Genomic DNA, 25,656 nt, shown 5'->3' on the forward strand with positions numbered 1-25,656 from the left:
GATGACGAGTTCTATTAAAGGCCCCGCGCTGTTTCTCGCCCAGTTTCTGGGGGATGAAGCGCCGTTCAATTCCTTACCCGCGATTGTCGAATGGGCTGCGGGCTTGGGGTATAAAGGCGTGCAAATTCCGTCTTGGGATGCGCGGGTCTTTGATCTGGAAAAGGCGGCGTCTAGCAAGGCCTATTGTGATGAAATCAAAGAGATTTGCGCCAAACACGACGTGACCATCACAGAGCTTTCGTGTCATCTGCAAGGCCAGTTGATCGCGGTTAATCCGGCCTATGACACGGCATTTGATGCGTTCGCACCAGAACACTTGCATGGCAATCCTGACGCGCGTCAGGCATGGGCCGTGGATCAGGTAATCAAGGTTGCGCAGGCGTCAAAGAACCTTGGCCTCAAGGGGGCCGTGGGCTTCACTGGATCGCTGGCGTTTCCCTATGTTTACCCATGGCCGCAGCGGCCAGCAGGTTTGATCGAGGAGGCGTTCGGCGAACTAGCGCGCCGTTGGAAGCCGATCTTGGATATCTATGACGAAGCTGGCGTTGATTTAGGCTTTGAAATTCACCCCGGTGAAGACGTGTTTGACGGCACCACGTTTGAGCGTTTCCTTGCGGCCCTCGATAACCATCCCCGTTGTAAGATCACCTATGATCCATCGCACTTCTTGCTGCAGCAAATGGACTATCTCGCGTTTATCGACATCTACCATGACCGCATCAGCGCCTTTCACGTAAAGGACGCCGAGTTCAACCCAACGGGTAAGCAGGGTGTCTATTCTGGCTATGCGGATTGGACAGATCGCGCGGGTCGTTTCCGCTCGCTCGGGGATGGTCAGGTTGATTTCAAAGGCATCTTTTCGAAGCTCACTCAATATGGGTTCGACGGTTGGGCGGTGCTCGAATGGGAATGCTGCCTAAAGCATCCAGAACAGGGTGCCGCAGAGGGTGCGCCGTTTATTGCCGATCACTTGATCCGACAGACTGAGCGGGCGTTTGATGATTTCGCGGGTGGTAAGTCCGACCCAGTTGCCCTTCGTAAAATGATGGGGTTCTAGGATGGCTCCTCTGAAGCTCGGCATGGTTGGCGGTGGTCAAGGCGCGTTCATTGGGGGCGTACATCGCATGGCGTCACGTCTTGATGGGTGCTTCGATTTGGTCGCGGGGGCCTTTTCGTCGGACCCAACGCGCGCCCACGCGTCTGCCGCTGAGCTTGGGATCGCATCGGATCGCTCATACGCGGACTTTGTTGAAATGGCGAAAGCTGAAGCCGCCCGAGATGACGGAATAGATGCGGTGTCGATCGTGACACCGAACCACCTGCACGGGCCAATCGCCGAAGCCTTTCTGGCGCAAGACATCTCAGTCATCTGCGACAAACCAATGACGGCGACGTTAGCGCAGGCTGAAAGCCTCGTGGCGGCGGCCGAAGCGTCCAAAGGGCATTTCTTTCTGACGCACAACTATACCGGCTACCCGATGATCCGTCAGGCGCGCCAGATGGTCGCCGAAGGCGCATTAGGTGAAATCCGAACTGTCGAAGCAAACTACTTGCAAGACTGGCTGAGCGTTGCCCCGGATGAGGACAACAAACAGGCCAAATGGAGGTTGGATGCAGCCCAATCTGGCGGCGGTGCAATTGGCGACATTGGCACGCATGCCCATAACCTCGCATGTTTTGTGTTGGGTCAACGCGTGACATCGCTCAGCGCCACGCTCACATCCCATTTCGCAGGGCGCATGGTTGATGATGATGCGCGGATTACGTTGGAGTTTGAGGGTCGCGCAAAGGGTCACATTTGGGCCAGCCAAGTCGCGATAGGCAATGAGAATAATCTGACCTTGGCCGTGTATGGCAGCAAAGGGTCACTGCGCTGGGCGCAAGAGAACCCAAACGTTCTTTGTTTCAGTGAATTGGGAAAAGCACCGCAAATGATGACCCGAGGCGGGGCAGGGGTGAGCGTGGCTGCGGTGGGTGTTACGCGGATTCCGGCGGGCCATCCGGAGGGCTACTTAGAGGCTTTTGCGACGCTGTATAAAGAAGCTGCTCAGGTCATGAGTTCGCAAGATGGTTCTCACGCGACCATTAGCATTCAAGACGGTCTTGATGGGGTTCGCTTCGTGGACGCATGCCAACGATCATCGCGTGGCGCGTCTGCGTGGATCGAACTTGGCTAGGCCAAACGGTCAAAGTGCTTTCGGAACGTGACCAGACGCATTAGGCATCGGTATCTTCGATAGTCTGGGGCATGACATGGCGCAAAAAGCTACGATCTACAAAGTTGAACTCTCTGTTTCTGATATGGATCGCCATTATTATGAGACGCACAAGCTGACAGTTGCAAAACATCCATCAGAAACGGATGAGCGGTTGATGGTGCGTGTCCTTGCCTTTGCCCTGAATGCGCACGAGCATTTGGAGATGACAAAGGGTCTTTCAACGGATGATGAGCCCGACATTTGGCAAAAAAGCCTGAGCGGTGAGTTGGACCTTTGGGTCGCGCTAGGTTTGCCGAGCGAGAAAATCGTGCGCCAGTCCTGCGGCAAAGCCGACAAAGTGGTCATCTACAGTTACGGTGGGCGGACCGCAGATATGTGGTGGGAAAAGATCAAAAACAGCACCACCCGTTTCGACAACCTACAGGTCATGAATTTGCCGGAAAACGAGACCCGTGATCTTGGTGCAATGGCAGGTCGTTCAATGAAGTTGCAGGTGAACATTCAAGACGGCGAAGTCATGGTAAGTGTTGATGACAGCATGGTCTACGTGACGCCGATTGAATGGAAAAGTGCTGGGTAGATAGGGATGTGTTGAACAAATTTGGACATCTCACAACGTTGCCGGCTGGCCCCTTTCGTTTCATTGCGCTCGACGTCGAAACGGCAGGAAAAACGATCGGTGGGATATGCCAGATCGGGCTTGGTTTTGTCAGCAACACAGGTGACGTTCAGACCTATTCCGTATTGATCGACCCTGAAGAACCGTTTGAGCCATTCAACACCGAGCTGCATGGGATTTCGGCACAGTCCGTGGAGGGGGCCGGGACATTTCCGACGGTCTTTGGTGCACTGTTTGAGTTGTTGAACGCGCATTCCCTCGTGCAGCACAGTACGTTTGACGAAAAGGCGCTTACCGCGGCGTGTACCCGTTACGGCGTGCCGATGATCACGTCACATTGGACCAACAGCGTCACTGTTGCGCGTCAGGCTTGGCCTGAATTGAAAGGCGCGGGTGGGCATGGGCTTGCGAACTTAAAGAAACACCTTGGGCTTGAATTCCATCACCACGACGCGGGCGAGGATGCGCGTGCGGCGGCCACGGTTGTTTTGAAGGCAGAGGAAATCTTGGGGGCAGGGTTCTCTCATCTCAAAATCAATCGCCAATTGAAGTTTAAGTTTTGAAGATGGCGTGAAGTGAGGGATGGCGGCCCTTCTTTGCTTGCGGTGCGATCAGGTAATACGAAAACAACATTCGTTGATCCGAACTGGCGAAACCACATCGATCACATGAGTTCGGCTTGCAAATGGCTTTCGGAATGAATTACGAAAAAAGGGCGGCGATTTGAATAGGTCCAAATCTCACCGCCCTTTGCACTCGTTACAACAGTATCGTGCCTTAGAACGGCATCGATATCCCTATCTGCAGACTCCAGCTTTCAAAATCATCATCACCCAAGCCCGCGTAATCTGTGCCCGCAGTATTGGGGGGCCGTTTTCAGAGAGGTAAGTCCGTCCAAGATCCGCCAGACCGTGCTGCCCTTCGTATTCGGGTACTAAGTTTGCGGCGATGCCGCTTCCCTCAGTATGAGACCGAACACCTGCAACACCATCGGTCATAGACAACGCGCCGTGTTCATCATTCAAAGCTTTCTCTACTCGTCGGCAATGCCTGTGCCCCTTGCGTCGCGCTTGCAGCCGTTGCTGCTGCGAGGAGGGTTCTACGTATTCTCATTCCCGTGTCTCTCGTGCTTTTCACTGCCAGCCAACCCGATGCCTGAAAATGCCCACATCTTTAGGCGCGGGCCCGTTGCGGGGCTTGCCATTGTGTGCGTTCGAACTGTGCTATTGGCCTGCTGGAATGCTCGATTATTGTTGGCCTAATTGTAAGAGGCACAGACGCGTTTCGACAATCACCCGAACGGGTGAAATCGGACGAACTTTGAATAAAAAGTGTTTGGTTGCGCGAAATTGCGAAGGCGATCTGAAGCCCACAAAACCGATGTTCGCTGCGCCCCTTGTCGGCTGTCCGGTGACAGCGTTAAGGCGCTTCCAATTTGCCCAGCACCAGTGGCAACGGCTTTGAAATATAGGGCAGGTATGAATCGATCTGATAAATCGGTGCGCCGATGCGTTCGGCGAAGACATCCAGAAAACCGGGCGATTTCACCAGTGAGTCTTTGCAATGTATTAAGGCGACGCGCGGGCGGATGTTGGTGTTGTCCGGCGCATAGGCCCAATCGAAATTCGAAAAGCTTGAATCGCGCCACATGCCTTCGGCGTTGAAGTCGATCAGATCTCGAAAATTGCGGTCATGTGCTTGGATGCCATCTGCATCCTCGATTTCAGACAAATCTACCCCCAAGAGCGGATGGATACCTGAATAGGGATCGGCATTTCGCACTAAGCTGCGCATTGCAATGCCCAAGATCAGTTTGATGGTTTTGGGCGCATAAAGGCAGGCCAGTCCATAGGTCTTCATTTTCCCGACGAACCCAGAAACATCTTTGTGGGACAAGATCACGAGTTCCGTGGAGTCCTCTTTGATGACACGAAGCAAAAGGGCTTTGTCATGCGTGTCCGACGCTAGCCATGACCTAAGTTTCTAAATGTCGTCAATGCTGATTTGGTCTAGGAGTGCGGCCTCTACTTCGACCTTTCGTTCAAAGCGCCGATGTACAAACGCGTCTGTTTCCTGATAATCAGTTTACTTGATTTCGCCGAGCAAACGCCAAACTTGGTCAGCATGACGGTCGATTTTTGGGGCAACAACTTGATTGTCGCCGTCATCTAGCCACGACATTAACATTTCGATCATGGTTTCAAGATGATTTGGGTTTGTTAGGCATTCGTAGAAAGAGAGCAGGACATGTTCAACTTGTGGCTTCATGTCGGAATTTTCGTCATTACGCATCTTCCCCAACCCTTAGCCAGCTTAGACTTGCGTGTTGAAATCGTCAATATTCTAGTCTGAGCGTGTCTTTCGCCGCGTCTCTAAACGCCTTTGGTGTCATACCCGTTTCCCGCTTGAACGCTTTGTAAAATGTTGAGCGCGAGTTGAAGCCGACATCGAGTGACACTGTTAACGTCGATGCGCGGCCCTCTCGTATCATTGGCTTGGCAGCCTCAATCCGGTGGCGCGCGATATAGTCGAAGAACGTTGACCCGATTTGTTCGTTGAGCGTCTGGGAAACCTGATTGGGCAGGGCACCTGCATGGCGTGAAAGTTTTTGCAAAGACAGGTTCGGGTCAAGATACAGAGCATCCTTCTCCATTGCAGATGTGATGCGCGACGCCAGTTGCTGCGCATGGGCTTCGGTCAAGGCCGATCTCGCATATTTCTCCTCGGAGGTTTCATCTGGTTCCTCAGGTGCCTCGGCTTCCGTTTCGGGAGGGGCAATTGATGCGAAGGCCATCACGAACAACAACAGGCACGCCGTTAGGCCGTAAACGAGTTCTTCGAAAACGGCCTGATCTAACCCCGTGTTCTCGGCGACAGAGGTGAATGCAGTGACTGCCCAAAGCGTGACGAGGGAAATCACAAACCAGTCTAGCCACCTCAATTCACGGTCATCCAGATTCGAATAGAGTGTGCGTAGTTTAGTTCGGTACGCGCGCAATCTTCGCAACGTCGCGACGAGATAAACACAAGACGAAACCAACCAACAAAAGATCAAGACGAACGTTGCTAGAACCAGCGTGGAAAGCACATAGCCCGCAGGCAATTTACCCTCAATGAACATAGCAGTTTTGGCGCTGGCTGGCTGCAACCAATAGCCAAACATCACGAAACTGCCCGCGATCGGTAAGATCAAGTCTCGCCATCGCATGGTCGAAGGTTCGAGTTCAGTCGTCTTTGCAACCACGTAATAGAAGACCGCTGGTGGCAGAATAAGAAGCAAAACCAAAACGATTGGAAGGTAAAAACCGTACATCGAGAAGGCGAACGTAAAGACGAGTGGTGTCGAAACCATGCCGCCAAACACTCCAAAAACCAATGTAAGATAATACCGAACAAGCCCGTCTTGCGTACCGCGTAACGCAGACATTACGCCTGCAAGTGCGAGCCCCAAGCAGGCGGCAGAGAGGGCAATGGTTCCATCAGTATGCATTCCGATTGATAGGCTTAATCCGCGCCCCGCTTCAACGCTCAAAAGCGCGTCACAAAATGACGAATGATTTGTACGCGCCGTCCCGCGCGGACGACACAGCGATTTTTTCGTTCCAAACAGAGTTCAGATTTCACTGCCAACAAACGTTTGGCCACAACGGAAGAGAGCTCCAATGTTTACTTTTGTCACGCTTACCACAATCGCCCACGTCGCATCCGGCGCAATCGCCGTATTAATGGGGGCCATCGCACTTGCCGTCCGAAAAGGCGCAACGAACCACGTCAACGCAGGCCGCGTGTTTACCATTATGATGGGCCTTTCGTCATTTCTCGGGGCAATACTCGGGCTGGTCAAATTCGAGACCTTCTTCATCACATTTCATGCAGGTGTCCTTGGGGTAACCCTTGTGCTGAGCGGGTGGTTGCTCGCACGGCGGCCTACCAAGCATCGCGGTACGATGTTCGTTTCAATTGCAGGTGTGAACCTTTTGAACACGGCAGGTCTGATCGCAGCCGGATCTTGTGCGCTGACCTTACCAGAGCAAACCTTGCGTGGATTTGCTGCTGCTGACTACTTCTTTCTAGCAGGCATGGCAGGCGTCGCGCTTATCAACGACATTGTCGCCCTCCTGAAGAAGTCCCTGTCCAACAAGCACCGGATCGCTCAGCACGTTTGGCGCATGTGTCTCGGGTTTTTCATTGCTGCAGGGTCTGCTTTCACGGGACCAGGTGCAAAGGCATTCCCAGAGTTGGTGCGTAACAGTGGCGTTCTTTCACTGCCCGAACTGACAATCATGCTGCTTATGCTGTTTTGGCTCTTCCGCGTCTTGCGTGGGAAGGGGCCCCAAAAACACGTGCCGCAGGTCTGATGCCAAATAACATCACGTCGCTCCAACCAGAGCGGACACTCCAACAGTTTTCCAACACCGCGCAAGCACGCGCCTGAAGAAAGAGAATACTATGAAAACGATCACGACATTTACCGCAACTCTGGTGCTAACTCTCCCCGCCAGCGTTTTCGCGCAAGACCGGTCCGAAGACACCTTTGCCGGGCACGATATTTTCTTTACCGTGTCGGGTGGCGTTATCTCTGCGCCGTCCTTCCTTGGTAGCAGCGAAACGTCGGTCTACGCGATCCCGAACATCTCGGTCGCCATCGGGGATCGCCTGAATATCTCATTGCTCGAAGGGATCGAATATGATGTCTATAAAGAAGGCAACCTGACCGCGGGCGCGATTTTGACATATGATTTTGGCCGCGAAGATACCCCGTCAGACCATTCGCTGTTGCTATCCGATGTCGCAAGTTCAGAGATCACTGGGTTGGGAGGTATTGAAGAAACGGCCGAATTCGGGGGCTATATCGAATACACCTATGGAAACCTGCAAACCTCGGTTGAGGTGCGCAAAGGTGTTGATGGTGGTCACTCCGGTCTCGTTGGCGATGTTGACGTCACCTACAACGCCCCCGTCGAAATCCTTGGCAGGCAGTCCGTCATCTCATTCGGCTCGACGGCCAGTTTCTCGGATGATAGCTATGCGAGCACGTTCTTTGATGTCTCTGCTGCACAATCGGCAGCATCCGGAATTAGTGAGTACGACGCCAACGGCGGTATCATTTCATACGGCTTGCACGCATCTGCCTATGTGCCTTTGAACGAGCACATCGCCCTTGTTGGCTTTGCCAAGTATGACCATCTCGCCGGAGACGTGCGCGATTCATCGATCGTGCAAGAGCGCGGGTCCGAGCAACAAACGACCGCTGGGCTTGTGCTCAATTACACCTTTTAACGCCGCGACAACCGTTAACGAAAAGAAGATCAGCATCTGGTCGTCGGTGCCCTCACGACCCTACGACGGTAGAGGGCCCGACGCGCCAATCGACGAGGAGGCAAGGCGAAGTTGACTTCAAACAAAGTTCGTTCCGAAACACACGGGGCGGAAATCGTTAAGTGTCCTCGGGCTTCAGTGTCAGTTACCCGCATTGATAAAGCGAAGCACCGGTGCGGCGTGTCGGGTGCAAGCCAGTTTGGCTCAGCCGATTAATAAGGGTGGTCGCACGAAAAGTGAAACGCATTGTTTCCAGTTTGGGGACAAAGTTTCGCCCCGTTTCCTTATTACACCTTCCGAAACACCGTTCGGAGAGTACCTATGGTCGAAGCAAAAACGCATCTTGCTACAAAACCGCGCTGGCTGACGCCCGTGCTTTTCAGCACGACAATCTTCTTGTCTGCATCGTTGTTGTTTTTTGTTCAGCCCTTGTTCACGAAAATTGTGCTTCCGCATGTTGGTGGGGCGCCCGCTGTGTGGACAACGGCGATGTTGTTTTTCCAAACGGTCTTAATCGGCGGTTATCTGTATGCGCATTTGATAACGCGGTACTTGTCAGTTCGCGCACAGATCGCATTGCATTTGACGCTTTGGGCGCTTGCATTGTTTTTCCTGCCTCTGGCCGTAAGTGCTGGCTGGAGCTATGATGCTGAGCAGTCGACAGCGGGACAAACGCTTCTATTGTTCGCTGCGGGCGTTGGCCTTCCGTTCGCTGTCTTGTCGGCGAACGCGCCGCTTATTCAGACTTGGTATGCACGCACGGGTGGTTATTCAGCAGACGATCCGTATTTCCTTTATGGTGCATCTAACCTTGGCTCGTTGATTGCATTGCTGGGTTTTCCTTTGGTTGCCGAACCCTTGTTTGGGGCGACCCAAATCGGTTGGGGCTGGACGGTTGGGTTCTGGGCTTTAGGTGCACTGTTGCTCGCCTCGGGTTTAATGGCGCGCGGGCGACATGTTCGCACAGTTGCCCAAACGCAAACCCAGTCTGCGCCGAGCCTGAAAACACGCTTACTCTGGGCGCTTATTGCGTTTGTTCCCTCCTCTATGATGTTGGCGGTTACCACTAAACTTACGACCGACATCGGGTCCGTACCATTGATCTGGGTGATCCCGCTTGCGCTTTTCTTGCTAACCTTTGTGATGGTTTTCACAAACCGGCCTGTCGCGTCTATGGCGACGCTCCGATTGGGTTACCTCATTGGACTTGGCGTTCTGGCGGTGGTGTTCTCAAACTTGCTGGGCATTCATGTATCTGTCTGGTCCGCGGTTTTAACCGTCGTGGCTTTCTTTTTGACGGCGCTTTACGCGCATGCGCTACTTTATTCGGAACGCCCATCAGCCGAGCACCTGACGACGTTTTACGTGACCATGTCTGTTGGCGGCGCCTTTGGCGGTTTCTTCAATTCGATCATTGCACCCAGCCTGTTTAACGAACTGCATGAGGGTGCAATCACTGTGGCCGTTGCTGCGATACTTCTGCTGATCCGGGCAGTTCGCCCATCGCGGACGGCATTGTTTGGCGCGCTGGCTTTGGTCGTTGTGATACTGGCGAAAACAACGCTGATCAGCACTTTCGGGATTTTCGTTTTTGGCGCTATCGCGATTGTCCTTTTCCTCGCGGTCGCGACCACAATCCGACACACCGAACATGCTCTTGCTTGGGTGATCGTAGGGTTTCTTGTCGCAGGGCAGGTGTTTGTTAATCACGGCACCCCGCTTCTTAGGGACCGTAGTTTCTTCGGGACACATAAGATCGTGGAGCAAGATGGTTTGCGCATCTATGGCAACGGCACCACAACCCACGGTGCGCAGCGAATCGTTGATCTGACGGCTGACCGTCCCGAACCACAGCTCTATTATCATCGCAACGGTCCTATGGCGCAGGTTCTTACGTCTGCCAAAGCGGATGCTTCAGGGACTGTCGGCATCGTTGGGTTAGGAATTGGCGCATTGGCTTGCTATGGCCAACCCCATCAAGATTGGCATTTTTATGAAATCGACGCATTGGTTTCCGACATTGCCCATGATCCAAGTCATTTTACCTTCATGAGCCGTTGCGCTCCGGATGCACCGACCCACCTTGGCGATGCGCGTATGGTCCTAGCTGAACAGGATGGATTGAGCTTTGATATCCTTGTGATCGATGCCTATTCATCGGATTCCGTGCCCGTGCATTTGACGACAGTCGAAGCATTCGAAATTTACCTCGAACATCTCAACGACGACGGTGTGTTGGTTTTCCATATCTCCAACCGCTACTATGACATCAGCCGCCCACTGGGGCGTCTGGCCGAAACCTTGGGACTAGAGGCGCGCATTCAGGATTATACGGGTAACACTGCCGCGGATCCCGGCGATGTAGGGTCGCGCGTTGTTGTCCTTTCACGCCACAGTGAAGGTTTGGGTGATTTGAACGCCGATCCACGATGGACGCCTTTAGCATCTGATGGCGGCCGTGTCTGGACCGATGACTTTGCAAACGTTTTGGAAGTGCTGAACCGCTGATTTAGCAAGGGTTTTCGCCCTTGAATAAGAGGAATTGGCCAAAGAAGGTGAAACACATTTTCCGATTTGGAAACGGGATACGTGTCCGATCGAAATTGTGCAGGGAACCCAAGCCCGTAATTCAAGAAGCTGATAACCACATGGGTTTGACTGGTTTCTAATTGGTAGGTTCGTGCGTCCGGCTTGCTTCCAGATCTTACCAAATGGCCTGACGACGGACAGAACTCGCTGGCCGCCTTGATCACAATGAAGGCAGGACTGCTGATCAGATCGTGCGCCTTCAAGATCCGATACGTTGAAGCTTCTGATACAAAGTAGCTTTCCGTATCCACGAACGTCCCCGCCAGTTCTCCCGGAGACAGATCGGTCTCCTTCAACGCCAGTTTGACGACCTTGCGTCAGACCTCATCTGGAATGCGGTTCCACACGTGTTTGGGCTTGGGGGATCGAGAAAATGAGCGTGACGAAGACCTTGGCGATGGCCGCGTCGGCCAGCTGCCTGCGGGTTCCGTCGTTATGGTTGATCTGACAGCCGGAGGCCTGATCGCGTGTGACACCGCCCGCATCGCTGATGTGACCGGCCTTGCCGATATCGCGCCAGAAGATCCTGAGCCGGAATTCGTATCAATCAACGCGGAAAACGAAGTCGTCGTCACGATGCAGGAAAACAACTACATCGTTGTGCTGTCTTCCGCGGGCGAAGTGCTGAGCCACTTTTCCGCCGGTGAAGTGACGCTGGAAGGCGTTGATACAGAAGAAGAGGGCGCGTTGGTGTTCGACCAGACGATCACTGTCCCGCGCGAACCCGACAGCATCACATGGATCGACAACACCCATTTCGCCATGGCCAATGAGGGCGACATGGACGGCGGATCACGCGGCTGGACCATTTTCAGCCAAGACGGCGACGTTGTGTATGACAGCGGCGTATCCTTCGAACATGCGATCATTTCGCTAGGCCACTACCCAGAAGAACGCTCTGGCAACAAAGGCGTAGAACCCGAAAGCGTTACGTTTGATGTCTTTGGCGGCACGCCTTACGTCTTTGTCGGCGCGGAGCGATCCTCCATCGTGGGTGTCTATGACATCACCGATCCCGCCGCCCCTGAATTGACCCAGCTCTTGCCATCGGGCATCGGGCCAGAGGGCTACGTGACAATCCCAGAACGCAATTTGCTGATCTCAGCCAACGAGGTCGATGATGCGGGCGCGCGCGCTCATGTCATGCTGTTTGAATACCAAGAGGCCGCGGCGACTTATCCGCATCTGACCTCGGTAGGTATGGATGAGTTGACAGGCTGGGGTGCAATCTCTGGTCAGGTCATGGCCGACGACGGAACGATCTTCGCTGTGTCTGACAGCTTTTATGGCATGCAGCCCACGATCTTTCATATCGACGTGTCGCAAACTCCGGCTCAGATCGTAGGCGCAATCCGCGTGACCCGCGAAGGTCAGCCTGCGCAGTTGATCGACATGGAAGGCATTGCGCTGGACGGCGACGGCGGCTTCTGGATCGCCTCTGAGGGTCGCTCTGACCGCTTGGTGCCCCACGCGATTTATCACGTCAGTGCAGATGGCGCGATTGAGGATTATATCGCGCTGCCAAATGAATTGCTCGCCGTTGAACGCCGCTTTGGGTTTGAAGGTATCACGCGTGTGGATGACATGCTCTATGTCGCCGTGCAGCGCGAAACGATTTTAATCTATCCATCACAGGCTTTGAAAGGAAGGATTTGACACACGCTAATTCCGCACCCTGCAAGTTCCGCCCCCCAGCAGGGAAAGGGCAGTCTTGGTTACACGCGATTGCATAAGTCCGCCTCGTCCTGAGGTTGATCGTGGTGTCGTCGCGCGCTTTCTCTGTTTGTGGGCGTTTTGGCGCGGTATCGTCTTTTCCACTACTCAGAAGGGTTTTGATGGCGGCTGAGGCAATCTCTGGCCCGTCCCGTCGTTTTCGGAGTTAATTTCAAACCGAACAGAGCCCTTTACGTCTTCATGGCCGTGAACAGCTCTAAGTGCCTGTACTGCGAATTCGGCTTTCATTCGAAGCGCGCTGACAGCACCGTAAACGCCGCATGAGCGTAAGTACCGGTAATACCAAACAACTTGAAAACCGGTCATTCACGCGGATTGAAATGCGCAGCAGTGGGTGAACTTACAGGAATTCTCGCGACTGGCGCTCCAATTCAAAGCGCTTGTTCATCTGTTCCAAAGAAGTGCAGATTCCCAGTCTCGAATTTCAGACCAACAGTCTGTCCCTCGATGTTTGGAAACGCTCCCGAGGTTCGCACAGTCAAAAGCCCAAGCGGCCCACAATCAATGTAGTGGAAAAAGTCTGCACCAAGGTATTCGCTGACCTGTACGACGCCATCACAGTGACCCGCGCCCTGATCGACCACACCAATATGTTCAGGCCGGATGCCAAGCTGCACTGCGCCGGGTTTGAGGTCTGGACGCCCCGTAAATCCGTCCGTAGTGCTGCAGGCGATCAGGTTCATTTTCGGACTACCGATAAATTGCGCCACAAACACGTTATCCGGCTTCTCATAGAGTTCACGTGGACTACCAACCTGCATGATCAAACCGTCTTTCAGAACGACAATCCGGTCCGCCAGTGTCATCGCTTCGACCTGATCATGAGTCACATAGACCATCGTCGTTTCAAGCGCTTTGTGCAGACGGGCAATTTCAAACCGCATATCCACTCGCAAGGACGCATCAAGGTTGGAAAGCGGTTCGTCGAACAGGAAACCCTTTGGCTTGCGTACGATTGCACGGCCAATGGCGACGCGCTGGCGCTGACCGCCGGACAGGTCCTTAGGGCGGCGATCCATGTACGCATCAAGCTTCAAGATTTCTGCAGCGTTGTTAACTTTCTCCTCGATTTCGGCCTTTGGCGCGCCTGCGGTCTTAAGGGCGAAACCCACGTTGTCTTCGACGCTCATGTGCGGATAAAGCGCGTAGGACTGGAACACCATCGACAGCTCGCGCTCGGACGGGACTTTGTGAGTGACGTCATTTCCATCCAGCATGATCTGGCCGCGACTGGTTTCTTCCAATCCCGAGATCATGCGCAATAGTGTAGATTTGCCGCATCCCGATGGACCAACAAAAATGATCAATTCTCCGTCGAGAATATCAAGGTCAATGCCTTTGATTACTTGGACGTCGCCGAACCATTTTTCGACAGATTTGAGGCTGATAGAACCCATAATTTATATCCTTTGATTGGCCTCAGGCCACGCCTTCAAGCTTTGTTTCGTGTTGCCATGATAGCCAAACGGCCGCTGTCCATGAAAAATTCGACCCAACGCAACCTTCGCCGGTCAATGGGTTGAAGCATTCCCAAAACCCCGACTTTTCAATCGCGCGGCACAGATCGTCTCGGACCTCTCTCGCCAGCTCTGCTTCACCTTGCTCAGCCAGCCCTTGGGCCGTCATGTAATTCATTTGCGGCCAGACAGGGCCACACCAATAACGCTGCGCCTCAAAATCAGGCGAGTCCGGGTCCCAGCTGGGCAGCATGTAATCTACCTTGCTCGCAATCCGACGCAGGTTGTCCGCGGTGCGTGCCCGCTGGTGGGATGTTCCGCTGTCCGCATAAAAACACAATGCGCTGCAATTGCTGAACCCGGTTGAGAACGTACCGGTACGAATGTCGCGGGCGGTGAACGCACCGAGATCTTCGTTCCACAGATAGTCGGTTGCGGCCTCGCCTTTGGCGATCCATGCAACGATCTGGTCACAGACCTGTGCAGGTTTGCCCATCTCTTTGGCCATCGCCAGTAAGTCTTTGTCAGCCCGCAGTAAAACGAAGTGAATGTTTGGGTCGGCCATCAAGAACGGCCCCTCGTCCGTCAAGCGACGCTGATCCCAATCGATGCTAACGCCAAAATGTACGATCGTTAGGTACTTGTCGTATTGTTCCTGCGTCGGGCGGTATTCTGGATTGATGTGTTTGTTGTCCATCCGCTGGTAGGGCGGCAAATCGGCAGCGATCTCCATCTGATCAAGACCGATGTTCCATTCGGGGCAATTGTCACGTCCCGTTTCCCACGGGTGGACCGTAGCGACGATGCCGTTCGCGGTCCGTGCATCGTGGAACCACTTGTGCCATGCGAAAATCGCATCGAACACTTCTGCCCGGCGAACTGCGCCACTTGGACCTTCGGTAATCTGGCGCACAACAGTCGCCAAAACAGGCGGCTGTGACACCCCTGTTGATGGGATCGTGCCGTGCGTTTTTCCCCAGCGAGAAGGGCCAGGAAAATAGTCAGGGTCATCGCTGCGAAAGATGATGCTGGGGATCATACCGTTCGGCCATTGGCCTTCGATCAAGGACGTGATTTCAGCCCATGCGCGATCCATATCGTAGGTCGCGATGCCAAGGGCACAGAACGCAGAGTCCCAGTTCCATTGGTAGGGATAGAGCCCTGCCGTCGGGATCGTGAAACCGCCACGGTCATTCTTGGCAAGTGTATCGATAGCGAGTTGTTTGAGAGACATCATTTAACCTTTCACGCTGCCAGCGGTAAGACCCGCGACAAGGAAGCGTTCAAACCATAAGAAAAGCGCCAAGACAGGAACTGTTGCGATTACGGCACCCGCCATAAGGTGCTGACGTGGAACCTCCGAGGAGTTCAGCTCAGCAATCCCGCGTGACAGAGTGTAAAGATCGACATTGTCGAGGAACATGAAAGCGAAGAGGAATTCGTTCCAAGCGATCATAAAGACATAGAGCGCGACGGATGCCATAGCAGGCAAAGCAAGCGGTAGGGTGATCTTTCGGATCACATTTAAGCGGCTAAGCCCATCCATCAAACCAGCTTCTTCAAGCTCGGCAGGAATACCGCGAAAGTAGCCCTGAAGCATGTAAAGCGCGACAGGGATCGTCGTGGCCGGATAGACCAGCATCAGCCCCCAAAGCGTGTTGCGCATCCCAAGTTGGCTAAAAATCGCATAAAGCGGGATCACTAAAACGATCATCGGCACCATATAAATCAACAAAATAGAGCGGCTCAGAAAATGTTGGCCCGGAAATTTCAGACGCGCCACAGCGTAGGCCCCCGGAACCGCAAAGAATAGCGTGATGAGGACGGTGACCACTGACACAAGTGCTGAGTTCATAAGATAGCTGCCGAAATGATACTGGGTGAACAGTTCAATGTAGCTGCGGAATAGCGCCGTGAATCCTTGTTCGAAATTGATCGAAAAATCGAGCGGGTTGGACAGCAACATTTGTTGGTTCTTCAGGCTCATCATCACCATGACAAAGAACGGAAGGGCGACGGCAATGGTGAATGCGACGATGCCGAACCCCTTTACAAACCGCAGGCAGATGACCTCGACGTTATAGCGTCGTTCACGGCTGGGACCGAAACCTTTTGCTGTCGTGTTGATCGCGAATGTCACCAGCCAAGCCGTCACAACAACGGCAATTAGCTGACCAAACGAATAGGTCGACATCGCTAGGCCCAAAGGTTCGGCACCAGAGGTCACGGTTAGAACCAAGACGAAAATAAATGCGCTGAGCACACATATTCCCAATGTGCGTCTTTCGGGGGTGAACCCTGTCAGCACACCGGCGGTGACAAGCCCCGCAATGGCCCCAGCGGTAACTTGTGGCTGAAACAATTCACCAGAGATGAACAGCGCCAGAAGGGTAACCAGTATCGTGGCAATTGCCCCCCACAGTGCACCGAACAGCAAACAGAGGTAGAAGATATTCCCGAAACGGCTCATGCGTCGTCCTCCGGTGAGAATTTGAAGAAGATCACTGAAAAGACCAGCAAGATCAGGAACACGACCACCGCCACGGCGGCACCAGCACCAAGGTTGGACACAGCAAAGGCCTGTTCATAGACGTTTACCGTCAGGGTCCGCGTGCCAGCGGCACCACCCGTCAGTAGGAAGATGTCGTCGAACTTGTTAAACGTCCAGATGAAGCGCAGCAGGAACAAGACCGCCATAATGCCCGCCAGCTGCGGCAGCGAAATGAATCGGAATTGCTGGAGCGGTGTCGCGCCGTCGATTTCTGCGGCCTCGTAAATATCCGTGGACACCGACTGCATCCGCGCAAGGATGAACAGCATTGCCAGCGGAAAATAGCGCCAGATTTCAAAGATAATCACGACCGTAAGGGCGACGGGAAAATCAAACGACAACCCAAGGAACCGGATCTCTGCAACGCGCTGACCAAGGAAGTTGATTGGGCCGTCAATGACACCAAGTTGGATCAGCAGCGCGTTCAGCGTCCCACCAGGCCCCGGATCCAGCAGCAGCACCCAAGCGAGGGCGACAGCGATCACAGGGGCGACGTATGGGGACAGATATAGTCCCCGCAAGAAGCTGCGCCCACGGAATGTCATGTTCATCAACTGTGCCGCAAACAGGCCCATTACCAAGGCACCAATGGTGCCTGCGATAGTGTAATAGAGTGACGCCCAAAGTACCGGCCAAAAGTCAGACCCGTTGAAAACCTTTCGGAAATTATCGAGCGTGAAATCATCGTTTATTAGAACGTTTTCGGGGTCAAACTCAAACGCGGCTTCGGTGTCTTTGACGTTGATGGGGGCGTCCAAGAAGGCCTGCGTTGCAGCGACGCGCACGATGACGTCTTCGCGTTTGCCCGCTTCGTAATCGCCGAGATCACAGGCCAAAACACTACCGTCCAAAGTACAGCGGTCATCGACGTTCAGAATGTCCAGTGTCGCTGGCAATTCATCGGTCATGAAGACTGCTGCTATGTCGCTTTGACGGGAGGAATTTCGGATCCGGTATCGGATATCGGCCTCGTCTCCCACGGCCTCAACGTCGCCCATTAGGCGTTCGTTCACGAGGATCGACGGCGCGCGCAGATCACCCAGCGTGACCGGCTTGAAGCTGATCCAGACATTGGCAAATAGGGGGAACAGGACAACGGACAACACGATTGCGAACGTCGGCAACAGCATCATATAGGCAAAACGCATTTCACGTTTGGCAAGCGGTCCTAAACCCTTGGGGGGCTGTGGCGGGCGATCATCCGACATCATCTAATCCAGATCATTAGGGGGGAAGGTCGGCGACGCGGAGGTTTCCGCGCCGCCTGTTAGTATTGCTTACAGATCAAGAGCCATATGCTCTGCGACGATCTTGTCCGCAGCTTCCTGAACCGTAAGATCGCCATCTGTCATCTCACGAATAACGCGCGACATAACTTGGGAGTTCACGATTTTGGACGCTGTGGCGAGTTGGCCGTCAGCCACACCCCAGCGGTCACCTACAGAGAGGCCTTCAACGATGTCGTCGATGACGGACTGTGGGTAGATGTCACCCAGCGGCGCTTTGCGATCTACGCCAACGTCCAGGCCAGCCCAGGCCATCTCAAAGGATGTGTCGCCAGCTTCTGCGCCGCGACGTACCGGGAACTTGCCTTCCGGAGCCTGTGACAGCCACTGGCTGTAACCTTCGGACATAACGTATTCAACGAATTCCTGTGCAACGCTCGTGTTGGCGTCAGCAGAAATGCCGAGATAGCGCACGTCAGCATAGGCAGCGCCATCTGCATTGCCAGGGCCGGAAATCACGGTCGAGAAACCGGTCATTTCTGCCAAAGCAGTCGTCATAGGGTCATCGTCGATGGTGACTGGCGCACTGTCACGCAGGCCGCCAAGTTCGTCCAAAATAGATGGGGACCAGATCACCATTGCGGCTTTACCATCAAGGTACAGCTCACGGGACTGGGACCAGTACAAATCACCTTCGGGCGAGTTCGCAACGAGGTCTTGATAAAGCTCAAGAAGCTCAACCAGATGCGTCGTGTCTTCGTTGATGGAACCGTCAGCGTTGACCGGTGAGTAGCCAGTAGCGAGCGAAAGGTGCTCGATCAACTGCATCATATAGCCTTCGTCAATCTTAGTCGCGGCGACGAAGCCGTACATTTCAGGTGGGTTGTGCAGGGCTGTCATCGCGGCTTGCATGTCGTCAAAAGAAGACGGTGCTGCAAGACCGGCCGCTTCGAACAAGTCAGCGCGGTAAACAACAAGCTGGGTCCAGCCGTCGGATGGAACAGCTACGATTTCACCGTCAGACATAGCCATACCGACTGGGCCTTCAGCGAAGGTATCGACGCCTAAGTTGTCCATGACTTCGCTTGCAGCACCCGCATCCAGCAAACCGGCTTCGGAGTATGGCAGGATGTGGCTAACGGTCAGGTTGATGACGTCAGGCAGATCGCCAGCAGCAAACGCAGCAGTTGCGCGTGTCTGGATGTCGGATTCTTCGACTGGGATGATCTCAACTGTGTGGCCTGTTGCAGCCTCAAAGCCTGCAACCATTTCTTCCTGAACGGCGATACGCTCTGGCTGGACTTCCATTGTCCAGAACCGGATCGTGTCCGCATTTGCGGCACCCGTAAGAACGGTTGTGGCAAGTAAACCTGCCATTAGATGTGTAGTGCGTTTCATTGAATTTCCTCCCGTTTTGAAACGTTTATTGGGCCCGCTACTCTCTCTAACGGTCCGTCGGTCTCGCGGCGCAGTAGTTGTGCACGCTGCAATTCTTGGTGTTTGATCGGATCATCGCCGTCGATGATCGCAAGCAACATGTCCCCCAATCTGCGCCCCGCATGTGCAAGCGGCTGCGCCATCGTCGTAAGTGGTGGATTGGTGTGAACGCCAAACTTGAGCCCATCATACCCAATCACAGAAATATCCTTACCTGGCCGCATTCCGCGTGCTCGAATTGCGGCCAAAGCACCGATCGCCATCGAGTCCGTCACGCACACAATAGCTGTCGGCGGCTCTGGCAGATCAAGCAACATCGAAGTGGCAATCTCGCCGCCATCATCACTGAGATCCGCGATCTGAATCAGGTCGGGATCGACGGGCAATCCGTTGGATTTGACCGCTTTGTTATAGCCGTTCAACCGGTCCTGCGTGAACTGGTATTGCAAAGGCGCACCGACAAAGGCAATGCGGCTGTGACCCAGTCCGACCAAGTGGTCAACGGAAGTGACAAAGGCATCTTCACCGTCCACATCAAACCACGCGTAATCGTCACTCGACCCCGTTCTACCGTGCACTACGAAAGGGCACTTCAGTCCCTGCAATAGGCGGATGCGCGGGTCATTTTTCAGCGGGCGTGACATCACAAGTCCCCCCACTCGACCAGAGCGAACCAAACGGTCGATCTGCGCTAGTTCATCCTTGGGTGAGTCTGCGTGAACCACGAGCACATCCCAATTCCGCATGCTCATTGCCTCGCCCAGCCCCTGCAAAAGCTGCGCCACGAACGTCTGCGCAATCGAATTACTATGACGTGGCAAAACATAGCCGATGGTTTCAGGGGTGCCGATGGAAAGGCTGCGCGCAGTCTTGTTTGCACGATAGCCCAATTCATCCGCTGCGCGCTTCACTCGCTCGCGGGTTACTGGACTGATGTCGGCATAACCGTTCAATGCGCGGCTCACCGTCCCGACCGTTAGATCAAGGTGTGCTGCAAGTACTTTTAAGCTGACCGGCTTCCCAGACATCGATTCCCTCCCATTTCATCAACGCTAACCGAAACCGGTTTCGGAAATCAAGCGAAACCGGTTTCGGTGGGCGAATTTTAATTGTATGAAGAGATGTTGGAATCAGAAATTCGCGCTTTTCATCATAAAAATCACGCGCAAAAATACAGGAACGGGACAGATGAAACGCTCACGCATAAACGAAATCATCACTGAATCTAACGACATGATGCGCTCTTTCGGGTTTGTTCTGCCGCCCTGGGCCTACTGGACGCCGGAAGAATTTAAAGCGCGTTCTGGGGAGGCTGCGGCTGTAATCGCGGCCCGAAATGGCTGGGACATCACCGACTATGGAGACGGTGATTTCGACAAAATGGGGTTGTTCCTTTTCACCTTGCGAAACGGACGTTTGGCCGATCTGAAACGGGGAGGTGGAATGTGCTACGCGGAGAAACTACTTATTTCGAAGCAGGACCAACTTAGCCCGATGCACACCCACGTCATAAAGGCCGAAGACATCATCAACCGTGGTGGAGCTACGTTGGTGGTCGAACTTTTCGGCTCAGACTCGGATGGGGGATTCGACGAAACAGCCGGCGGTACGGTGTTCTGTGATGGGCTGCGTCGTGACTACGGTCCCGGCGAGAAACTGCGCCTTAAGCCTGGTGAAAGCGTCACCCTTATGCCAGGCGATTGGCATGCATTTTGGGGCGATGGCGGCGATGTTCTGATTGGTGAGGTTTCCACGGTCAACGACGACGAAACCGACAACATCTTCCGGGATCCGATCGGTCGATTTGCCGAAATCGAAGAAGACGAAGCGCCCAAGCACTTGTTGGTTAGCGATTACCGAACTTGGCTGGTCTAAACGATGATTACTGATGCATCTCCTGAAAGCGGGTTTTCGAGCGATTTGGAAGCAGCTCTACTGGAGGATTTAAGGGCCTCGTCCGCTCAAACTCACAACGGTCGAGTTGACCTAGCGGTGCGAGATGATGACGGAGCACTTCTGGCAGGACTGGCTGCAACCACGTCTTACGGCTGGCTACGAGTAAATATGTTATGGGTTTGCTCGGGTCATCGGCGTACAGGCTTGGGGCGGCAGTTGATGCAACGCGCATTCGAACAAAGTCTTCAAAAAGGATGCCATGCGACATGGCTAGAAACCTCAAACCCGCAGGCGCGGGACTTTTACAAAAGTTTGGAATTTGAAGTCTTTGCAGCGCTGACAAATGAAGCAAACGACGTGCCACAGGGACACACGCGTTGGTTCTTGCGCCGCAAACTGGGACCCTCGCTGTTCGGAGAAACATCATGACGGACCTTATCACCGCCGCGCGAACCTTCCTTGAAGGCCTGTTCGCCGAGGCTGTCGCCGTCGCCGACCCGATGCGCGTCGTTGCTGCGCATTTGCCCGCACGTCCGGAGGGGCGACTTGTGATCATCGGCGCTGGCAAAGCAAGTGCGCGCATGGCCGAAGCGGTCGAGGCTCATTATGGCCCCTGTGATGGGCTCGTTATCACACGATACGGGTATGAGCGGCCAACACAGGGTATCGAGATTGCGCAGGCATCTCATCCGGTTCCCGACACCGCGGGCGTCACCGCGACACGAAAAATGATCGATCTTGTGACAGGGCTCACACCCGACGATTTTGTCATCGCTCTCATATCTGGTGGCGGCTCCGCCCTGCTGTGCGCGCCCTCCGATGGGCTTACGCTCGACGACAAAATGGAGGTGAACCGCGCATTACTGGCGTCCGGCGCGCCGATCGACGAGATGAACATCGTGCGCAAACATCTTAGCTTGATCAAAGGCGGCCAACTGGCTGCGGCATGCCACCCTGCCCAACAATTGACGCTGTTGATTTCAGACGTACCTGGCGATGATCCATGCCAGATCGCGTCGGGCCCCACGGTTGGTGAAGAAAGCACCGCGCAAGATGCTCTTGCTATTCTCGATCAACGAGGCATTTCCCTGCCCTCTCATATCCGTAACTCAATCGCTGAAGCTTCTTCAGTTGTGCCACCAAACGATCCGCGCCTATCGCATGCCGATACAAGGATCATTGCAGCCCCTTCCCATTCTATCGCTGCCGCCGCAAAGCTGGCGAAGACTGCCGGATACGACGTACGTAATCTTGGCGACGCAATCGAGGGTGAGGCCCGTGACCTTGGCGCACAGCAAGCTGCACTCGCGTTGTCGCTTCAGGCCGAACTCAAGCCGAGCGATAAGCCCATTTTGTTGCTGTCTGGTGGTGAATGCACTGTAACCCGCCGCGGTGACGGCATTGGTGGCCCGAACGCGGAATTCGTGCTGTCAGCCGCAATCGTTCTGAATCGACAACAAAGCATCCACGTTCTTGCCTGCGATACCGACGGTGTCGACGGCGCCGCTGAGATCGCTGGCGCTTATGCGGGTCCGGAAACGTTGTCGCTCGCCTTGCAAGTTGATCGCGACCCCGTGGCTGCGCTTAGCGAAAACGACGCCCATAGCTTTTTCGCATCTGTGAGGGGGCAGATCGTAACCGGACCGACCTTAACGAACGTCAACGATTTCAGAGCGATTCTGATCTTGCCACTAAGCTAATTGGTAGTTGCATTCTAAGTTGCATGAGTTGTGTTGCAGTAAGGAGTGTGCCGCAACAGCGGACGGATGCTGTTACAGCGAAATTGGAAAACTAAGGTCGGTTTTGTCCGCACTCTTTGAATTCGCCAACCTTTAACTTTTTCCGACAGCGGTAAAGGTCCGCAATTAAGGGCTGCGCCGCGGCATCGTCGGGATCAATCAATGTCCGGTTTGGGCCGTGAACTGGCATTTTCGGAGCAATCGTGTCTGGCTTGCTCATTCTCGGTCTTGACGCTCCTACACCCTTGAAATATGCGTATTTCTGGTCGCGGGTGTTGTGTAATGGTTAAGACCCCAGTTTTCCAAACTGGAGATGGGGGTTCGATTCCCCCCACCCGCTCCAACCTTCCAAAAATCGAACATTCCAATTGCGTACCCCGACTTCTTTAGGGAACTCGACAGCACGCGTTGAGAAAAGTTCTTCATAGATTGTGATATTACGACGCATCCGAACGGTTGCTTGGTGTTGGGCGGTTGTGTGCTCTCGTAGTCACCATTAAGTCGTGTCCCTAACAAAGGATAAGCTATGACCGACGCTCCAAGAAAAGCTGAAATGGAACGCGAACGCTCAAAGGAGATCGGCGCGCTAGCTGCGTTGTGGCCGTTCATGAAACCTTATGGGGTGTTGATCGCGCTTGCGGGCTTGGCGTTGGTGACAACGGCGATGATGTCCCTGATATTGCCGCTCGCGGTACGTCGGGTTGTCGACAATTTTGATATCGCAGAACCTGGTTTGCTGGACGGGTATTTCGCGGCAGCATTGGGCCTCGCGGCACTTTTGGCGGTTGGCACTGCGCTGCGCTATTACTTCGTGACCCGTTTGGGTGAACGCGTTGTGGCGGACATACGTGTGTCCGTTTTTGACCGCATGATTTCAATGAGCCCTGCGTTTTTTGAACGGATCATGACGGGTGAAGTCCTAAGCCGGATTACCACGGACACCACGGTTATTCTTTCGGTTATCGGCAGTTCTGTTTCCGTCGCTTTGCGCAATGTTTTAATCTTGGTGGGGGGCATCGGGTTGATGCTGTTCACCTCTGTTAAGATGTCATTGATGGTGCTTTGGCCGATCCCGCTGATCGTGTTTCCGATCATCATTTTGGGACGCAAGGTTCGTCGTTTGAGTAAAGAGAACCAAGACTGGATCGCGCAGAGTTCTGGCGATGCGTCAGAGCAGCTGTTGAGTGCGCAGACGGTGCAAGCCTTTACACATGAAAGCCAAAGCCGCGGGAATTTCCATCGCGTCACGGAACACAGTTTTCAAGCGGCGCAAAAGCGTATCGCGACGCGGGCTATCCTGACCGCGATCGTTATTTTCCTCGCGTTCAGCGCGATTGTTGGTTTCCTTTGGATGGGCGCGGCTGACGTACGTGCGGGCAACATCACAGTCGGTGAATTGGTTCAGTTCATGATCTACACGATCATGGTCGCAGGCGCGGTTGGTGCATTGACCGAGATTTGGTCTGAACTGCAGCGTGCAGCCGGCGCAACGGAGCGACTGGTCGAGTTGCTCAAAACCCAAGACGCCGTGAGCGATCCTGCAAAAGCGCTTCCTGCTCCGGCAACGCGCCGTGGTGAGATCGCGTTTGAAGGCGTCGAATTCGCATATCCAGCGCGCCCAGGTGTGCAAGCACTGGACGGCGTTTCGTTTGCAGTTGAACCAGGTGAGACCGTCGCATTGGTTGGCCCGTCGGGTGCAGGTAAGACAACGATCATTCAATTGTTGTTGCGGTTCTATGACCCGAGTGTGGGCCGAGTAACCTTTGACGGTGATGATTTGCGTGATCTGGATCGTTCGGATTTCCGCCGTCACATGGCGCTTGTGCCGCAAGACCCTGTTATATTCGCAGCATCCGCACGCGAGAACATCCGCTTTGGCCGTCCTGAAGCAACTGACGCTGAAGTCGAAGCGGCTGCAAAGGCTGCTGCTGCGCATGATTTCCTCACGGCACTTCCTGATGGGTACGACAGTTACGTCGGTGAACGCGGCGTGATGCTGTCTGGTGGGCAAAAGCAACGTATCGCGATCGCACGCGCCATTTTGCGTGACGCGCCTGTGTTGCTCCTTGATGAGGCGACGAGTGCGTTGGACGCTGAATCCGAACGGGCCGTGCAAAGCGCGGTTGATACGCTGTCCAAAGATCGCACAACCCTGATCGTGGCGCACCGTCTGGCGACTGTTAAAAAGGCTGATCGTATCATCGTTTTTGAAGCCGGAAAGATTGCAGCGATTGGCACCCATGATGACTTGGTTGCGCAAGGCGGGCTTTATGCGCGACTTGCACGGCTGCAGTTCACGGATGGCGCGCAGGCGGATTAATTCCCCTTGAGCAAGTCCACCCGTAAGATCAGAACATCGCCATCACGAACGCCTATTCAAACAGGAGAACCGAGATGGGGTTGTTTAATTTTTGGAAGAAGTCCGGCAAAGACGTTGCTGGTGAACCAACTGCAGAGGCACTGACAAAAGAGGTTGCTGACCTCGGTCTTGACGCTGAAGGCCTCGATATCTCTGTTGAAGGTGACAAAGTTAAGATTAAAGGCAAAGCGGTTTCAAAAGAAGCACGTGAAAAGATTATTCTAGCGGTTGGTAACGTTGAAGGCGTTGCTGAAGTTGAAGATGACAGCAACGACGGCGCTGTATTCCACACCGTTGAAAAAGGCGACAACCTGTCGGCCATTGCTAAGAAAACACTCGGTAGTGCGAACGCCTACATGAAAATTTTTGAAGCTAACAAGCCAATGCTTAGCCACCCTGACAAAATCTACCCAGGTCAAGTTTTGCGGATTCCGCAGGACGATTAAGTCTAGTTTTAACGAGTTCTCTGTTTGCATTAGGGTCGCGCCAGAAATCTGGAGCGGCCCTTTTT

The 25,656-nt window shown here is 54.0% G+C and carries 21 protein-coding genes, 1 tRNA gene and 2 pseudogenes; 14 read left to right on the top strand and 10 right to left on the bottom strand.

Annotation, left to right across the window (positions count from 1 at the left end; all coding sequences use genetic code 11):
* Nucleotide 1: 1 nt before the first annotated feature.
* From OSB_RS01670 to OSB_RS01685, 4 genes are all read left to right on the top strand, one after another.
* Nucleotides 2–1,057: a sugar phosphate isomerase/epimerase family protein gene (locus tag OSB_RS01670; protein ID WP_049833347.1), complete on the top strand. Its 1,056-nt coding sequence runs from the start codon at nt 2–4 to the stop codon at nt 1,055–1,057.
* Nucleotide 1,058: 1 nt separating this feature from the next.
* Nucleotides 1,059–2,177, top strand: a complete 1,119-nt coding sequence (locus tag OSB_RS01675) for a Gfo/Idh/MocA family protein (RefSeq protein ID WP_049833348.1) — start codon at nt 1,059–1,061, stop codon at nt 2,175–2,177.
* Nucleotides 2,178–2,253: 76 nt separating this feature from the next.
* Nucleotides 2,254–2,799: a YaeQ family protein gene (locus OSB_RS01680; RefSeq protein ID WP_049833349.1), complete on the top strand. Its 546-nt coding sequence runs from the start codon at nt 2,254–2,256 to the stop codon at nt 2,797–2,799.
* 11 nt (nt 2,800–2,810) lie between these two features.
* Complete coding sequence (locus OSB_RS01685; protein WP_234967434.1) at nt 2,811–3,401, top strand: exonuclease domain-containing protein; 591 nt, start codon at nt 2,811–2,813, stop codon at nt 3,399–3,401.
* Between the two features lie 856 nt (nt 3,402–4,257).
* Here the strand turns inward: OSB_RS01685 and OSB_RS01690 are convergent.
* The 3 genes from OSB_RS01690 to OSB_RS01700 form a co-directional block, all read right to left on the bottom strand.
* Nucleotides 4,258–4,776: a hypothetical protein gene (locus OSB_RS01690; RefSeq protein ID WP_074202270.1), complete on the bottom strand. Its 519-nt coding sequence runs from the start codon at nt 4,774–4,776 to the stop codon at nt 4,258–4,260.
* Between the two features lie 147 nt (nt 4,777–4,923).
* Entirely contained in the window at nt 4,924–5,130 is a 207-nt protein-coding gene (locus OSB_RS01695; protein ID WP_049833352.1) for a hypothetical protein, read from the bottom strand.
* A gap of 43 nt (nt 5,131–5,173) precedes the next feature.
* On the bottom strand, nt 5,174–6,328 hold the full coding sequence (locus OSB_RS01700) for a helix-turn-helix domain-containing protein (RefSeq protein WP_049833353.1): 1,155 nt from the start codon (nt 6,326–6,328) through the stop codon (nt 5,174–5,176).
* A 172-nt stretch (nt 6,329–6,500) separates the two neighbouring features.
* Between OSB_RS01700 and OSB_RS01705 the strand changes: the two genes are divergently transcribed.
* From OSB_RS01705 to OSB_RS01715, 3 genes are all read left to right on the top strand, one after another.
* Complete coding sequence (locus tag OSB_RS01705; protein WP_049833354.1) at nt 6,501–7,196, top strand: hypothetical protein; 696 nt, start codon at nt 6,501–6,503, stop codon at nt 7,194–7,196.
* 91 nt (nt 7,197–7,287) lie between these two features.
* Nucleotides 7,288–8,118: a MipA/OmpV family protein gene (locus OSB_RS01710; protein WP_049833355.1), complete on the top strand. Its 831-nt coding sequence runs from the start codon at nt 7,288–7,290 to the stop codon at nt 8,116–8,118.
* A 360-nt stretch (nt 8,119–8,478) separates the two neighbouring features.
* A complete protein-coding gene (locus tag OSB_RS01715; RefSeq protein WP_049833356.1) occupies nt 8,479–10,665 on the top strand; it encodes a transporter in 2,187 nt (728 codons plus the stop codon).
* Between the two features lie 221 nt (nt 10,666–10,886).
* Here the strand turns inward: OSB_RS01715 and OSB_RS16845 are convergent.
* Nucleotides 10,887–11,105, bottom strand: a pseudogene (locus OSB_RS16845) (helix-turn-helix domain-containing protein); the annotation flags it as partial.
* 10 nt (nt 11,106–11,115) lie between these two features.
* Between OSB_RS16845 and OSB_RS01720 the strand changes: the two are divergent.
* Nucleotides 11,116–12,357 (top strand): annotated as a pseudogene (locus OSB_RS01720) (esterase-like activity of phytase family protein); the annotation flags it as partial.
* Between the two features lie 494 nt (nt 12,358–12,851).
* Here the strand turns inward: OSB_RS01720 and OSB_RS01725 are convergent.
* The 6 genes from OSB_RS01725 to OSB_RS01750 all read right to left on the bottom strand — a co-directional run bounded on the left by OSB_RS01725 (nt 12,852) and on the right by OSB_RS01750 (nt 20,179).
* Nucleotides 12,852–13,877 carry an ABC transporter ATP-binding protein gene (locus OSB_RS01725; protein WP_049833358.1) on the bottom strand — a complete coding sequence of 342 codons (1,026 nt, stop codon included), beginning with the start codon at nt 13,875–13,877 and terminating at the stop codon, nt 12,852–12,854.
* Nucleotides 13,878–13,899: 22 nt separating this feature from the next.
* Nucleotides 13,900–15,171 carry an MGH1-like glycoside hydrolase domain-containing protein gene (locus OSB_RS01730; RefSeq protein ID WP_074202235.1) on the bottom strand — a complete coding sequence of 424 codons (1,272 nt, stop codon included), beginning with the start codon at nt 15,169–15,171 and terminating at the stop codon, nt 13,900–13,902.
* A gap of 3 nt (nt 15,172–15,174) precedes the next feature.
* The gene (locus OSB_RS01735; RefSeq protein WP_049833360.1) at nt 15,175–16,407 is read right to left on the bottom strand and encodes a carbohydrate ABC transporter permease; all 1,233 of its coding nucleotides are present in this window, start codon (nt 16,405–16,407) and stop codon (nt 15,175–15,177) included.
* On the bottom strand, nt 16,404–17,696 hold the full coding sequence (locus OSB_RS01740; RefSeq protein ID WP_049833361.1) for a carbohydrate ABC transporter permease: 1,293 nt from the start codon (nt 17,694–17,696) through the stop codon (nt 16,404–16,406). Before OSB_RS01740 ends, OSB_RS01735 begins: the two co-directional genes overlap by 4 nt.
* Before the next feature lie 69 nt (nt 17,697–17,765).
* The gene (locus OSB_RS01745; protein ID WP_049833362.1) at nt 17,766–19,112 is read right to left on the bottom strand and encodes an ABC transporter substrate-binding protein; all 1,347 of its coding nucleotides are present in this window, start codon (nt 19,110–19,112) and stop codon (nt 17,766–17,768) included.
* Nucleotides 19,109–20,179 carry a substrate-binding domain-containing protein gene (locus tag OSB_RS01750; RefSeq protein ID WP_049833363.1) on the bottom strand — a complete coding sequence of 357 codons (1,071 nt, stop codon included), beginning with the start codon at nt 20,177–20,179 and terminating at the stop codon, nt 19,109–19,111. Before OSB_RS01750 ends, OSB_RS01745 begins: the two co-directional genes overlap by 4 nt.
* Nucleotides 20,180–20,339: 160 nt before the next feature.
* Between OSB_RS01750 and OSB_RS01755 the strand changes: the two genes are divergently transcribed.
* The 6 genes from OSB_RS01755 to lysM all read left to right on the top strand — a co-directional run bounded on the left by OSB_RS01755 (nt 20,340) and on the right by lysM (nt 25,591).
* On the top strand, nt 20,340–21,026 hold the full coding sequence (locus OSB_RS01755) for a D-lyxose/D-mannose family sugar isomerase (protein WP_049833364.1): 687 nt from the start codon (nt 20,340–20,342) through the stop codon (nt 21,024–21,026).
* 3 nt (nt 21,027–21,029) lie between these two features.
* On the top strand, nt 21,030–21,476 hold the full coding sequence (locus OSB_RS16420) for a GNAT family N-acetyltransferase (RefSeq protein WP_074202172.1): 447 nt from the start codon (nt 21,030–21,032) through the stop codon (nt 21,474–21,476).
* Nucleotides 21,473–22,747, top strand: a complete 1,275-nt coding sequence (locus OSB_RS01765; protein WP_049833366.1) for a glycerate kinase type-2 family protein — start codon at nt 21,473–21,475, stop codon at nt 22,745–22,747. The genes OSB_RS16420 and OSB_RS01765 overlap by 4 nt, the downstream gene beginning before the upstream one ends.
* A gap of 307 nt (nt 22,748–23,054) precedes the next feature.
* A tRNA-Gly gene (locus tag OSB_RS01770) sits at nt 23,055–23,129 on the top strand.
* Between the two features lie 183 nt (nt 23,130–23,312).
* Nucleotides 23,313–25,106: an ABC transporter transmembrane domain-containing protein gene (locus OSB_RS01775; protein ID WP_049833367.1), complete on the top strand. Its 1,794-nt coding sequence runs from the start codon at nt 23,313–23,315 to the stop codon at nt 25,104–25,106.
* A gap of 74 nt (nt 25,107–25,180) precedes the next feature.
* On the top strand, nt 25,181–25,591 hold the full coding sequence (lysM, locus tag OSB_RS01780; RefSeq protein ID WP_049833368.1) for a peptidoglycan-binding protein LysM: 411 nt from the start codon (nt 25,181–25,183) through the stop codon (nt 25,589–25,591).
* Nucleotides 25,592–25,656 lie beyond the last annotated feature (65 nt).

This window comes from Octadecabacter temperatus (assembly GCF_001187845.1).
Taxonomy (GTDB): domain Bacteria; phylum Pseudomonadota; class Alphaproteobacteria; order Rhodobacterales; family Rhodobacteraceae; genus Octadecabacter; species Octadecabacter temperatus.

Bases quoted from the DNA above. Each gene is read 5' to 3' on its own strand.
- OSB_RS01745 (WP_049833362.1), bottom strand. From the start codon at position 19,112: ATGAAACGCACTACACATCTAATGGCAGGTTTACTTGCCACAACCGTT.
- OSB_RS01670 (WP_049833347.1), top strand. From the start codon at position 2: ATGACGAGTTCTATTAAAGGCCCCGCGCTGTTTCTCGCCCAGTTTCTG.
- OSB_RS01740 (WP_049833361.1), bottom strand. From the start codon at position 17,696: ATGTCGGATGATCGCCCGCCACAGCCCCCCAAGGGTTTAGGACCGCTT.
- OSB_RS01675 (WP_049833348.1), top strand. From the start codon at position 1,059: ATGGCTCCTCTGAAGCTCGGCATGGTTGGCGGTGGTCAAGGCGCGTTC.
- OSB_RS01755 (WP_049833364.1), top strand. From the start codon at position 20,340: ATGAAACGCTCACGCATAAACGAAATCATCACTGAATCTAACGACATG.
- OSB_RS16420 (WP_074202172.1), top strand. From the start codon at position 21,030: ATGATTACTGATGCATCTCCTGAAAGCGGGTTTTCGAGCGATTTGGAA.
- OSB_RS01695 (WP_049833352.1), bottom strand. From the start codon at position 5,130: ATGCGTAATGACGAAAATTCCGACATGAAGCCACAAGTTGAACATGTC.
- OSB_RS01705 (WP_049833354.1), top strand. From the start codon at position 6,501: ATGTTTACTTTTGTCACGCTTACCACAATCGCCCACGTCGCATCCGGC.
- OSB_RS01775 (WP_049833367.1), top strand. From the start codon at position 23,313: ATGACCGACGCTCCAAGAAAAGCTGAAATGGAACGCGAACGCTCAAAG.
- OSB_RS01725 (WP_049833358.1), bottom strand. From the start codon at position 13,877: ATGGGTTCTATCAGCCTCAAATCTGTCGAAAAATGGTTCGGCGACGTC.
- OSB_RS01750 (WP_049833363.1), bottom strand. From the start codon at position 20,179: ATGTCTGGGAAGCCGGTCAGCTTAAAAGTACTTGCAGCACACCTTGAT.
- OSB_RS01730 (WP_074202235.1), bottom strand. From the start codon at position 15,171: ATGTCTCTCAAACAACTCGCTATCGATACACTTGCCAAGAATGACCGT.
- OSB_RS01715 (WP_049833356.1), top strand. From the start codon at position 8,479: ATGGTCGAAGCAAAAACGCATCTTGCTACAAAACCGCGCTGGCTGACG.
- lysM (WP_049833368.1), top strand. From the start codon at position 25,181: ATGGGGTTGTTTAATTTTTGGAAGAAGTCCGGCAAAGACGTTGCTGGT.
- OSB_RS01735 (WP_049833360.1), bottom strand. From the start codon at position 16,407: ATGAGCCGTTTCGGGAATATCTTCTACCTCTGTTTGCTGTTCGGTGCA.
- OSB_RS01700 (WP_049833353.1), bottom strand. From the start codon at position 6,328: ATGCATACTGATGGAACCATTGCCCTCTCTGCCGCCTGCTTGGGGCTC.
- OSB_RS01710 (WP_049833355.1), top strand. From the start codon at position 7,288: ATGAAAACGATCACGACATTTACCGCAACTCTGGTGCTAACTCTCCCC.
- OSB_RS01680 (WP_049833349.1), top strand. From the start codon at position 2,254: ATGGCGCAAAAAGCTACGATCTACAAAGTTGAACTCTCTGTTTCTGAT.
- OSB_RS01765 (WP_049833366.1), top strand. From the start codon at position 21,473: ATGACGGACCTTATCACCGCCGCGCGAACCTTCCTTGAAGGCCTGTTC.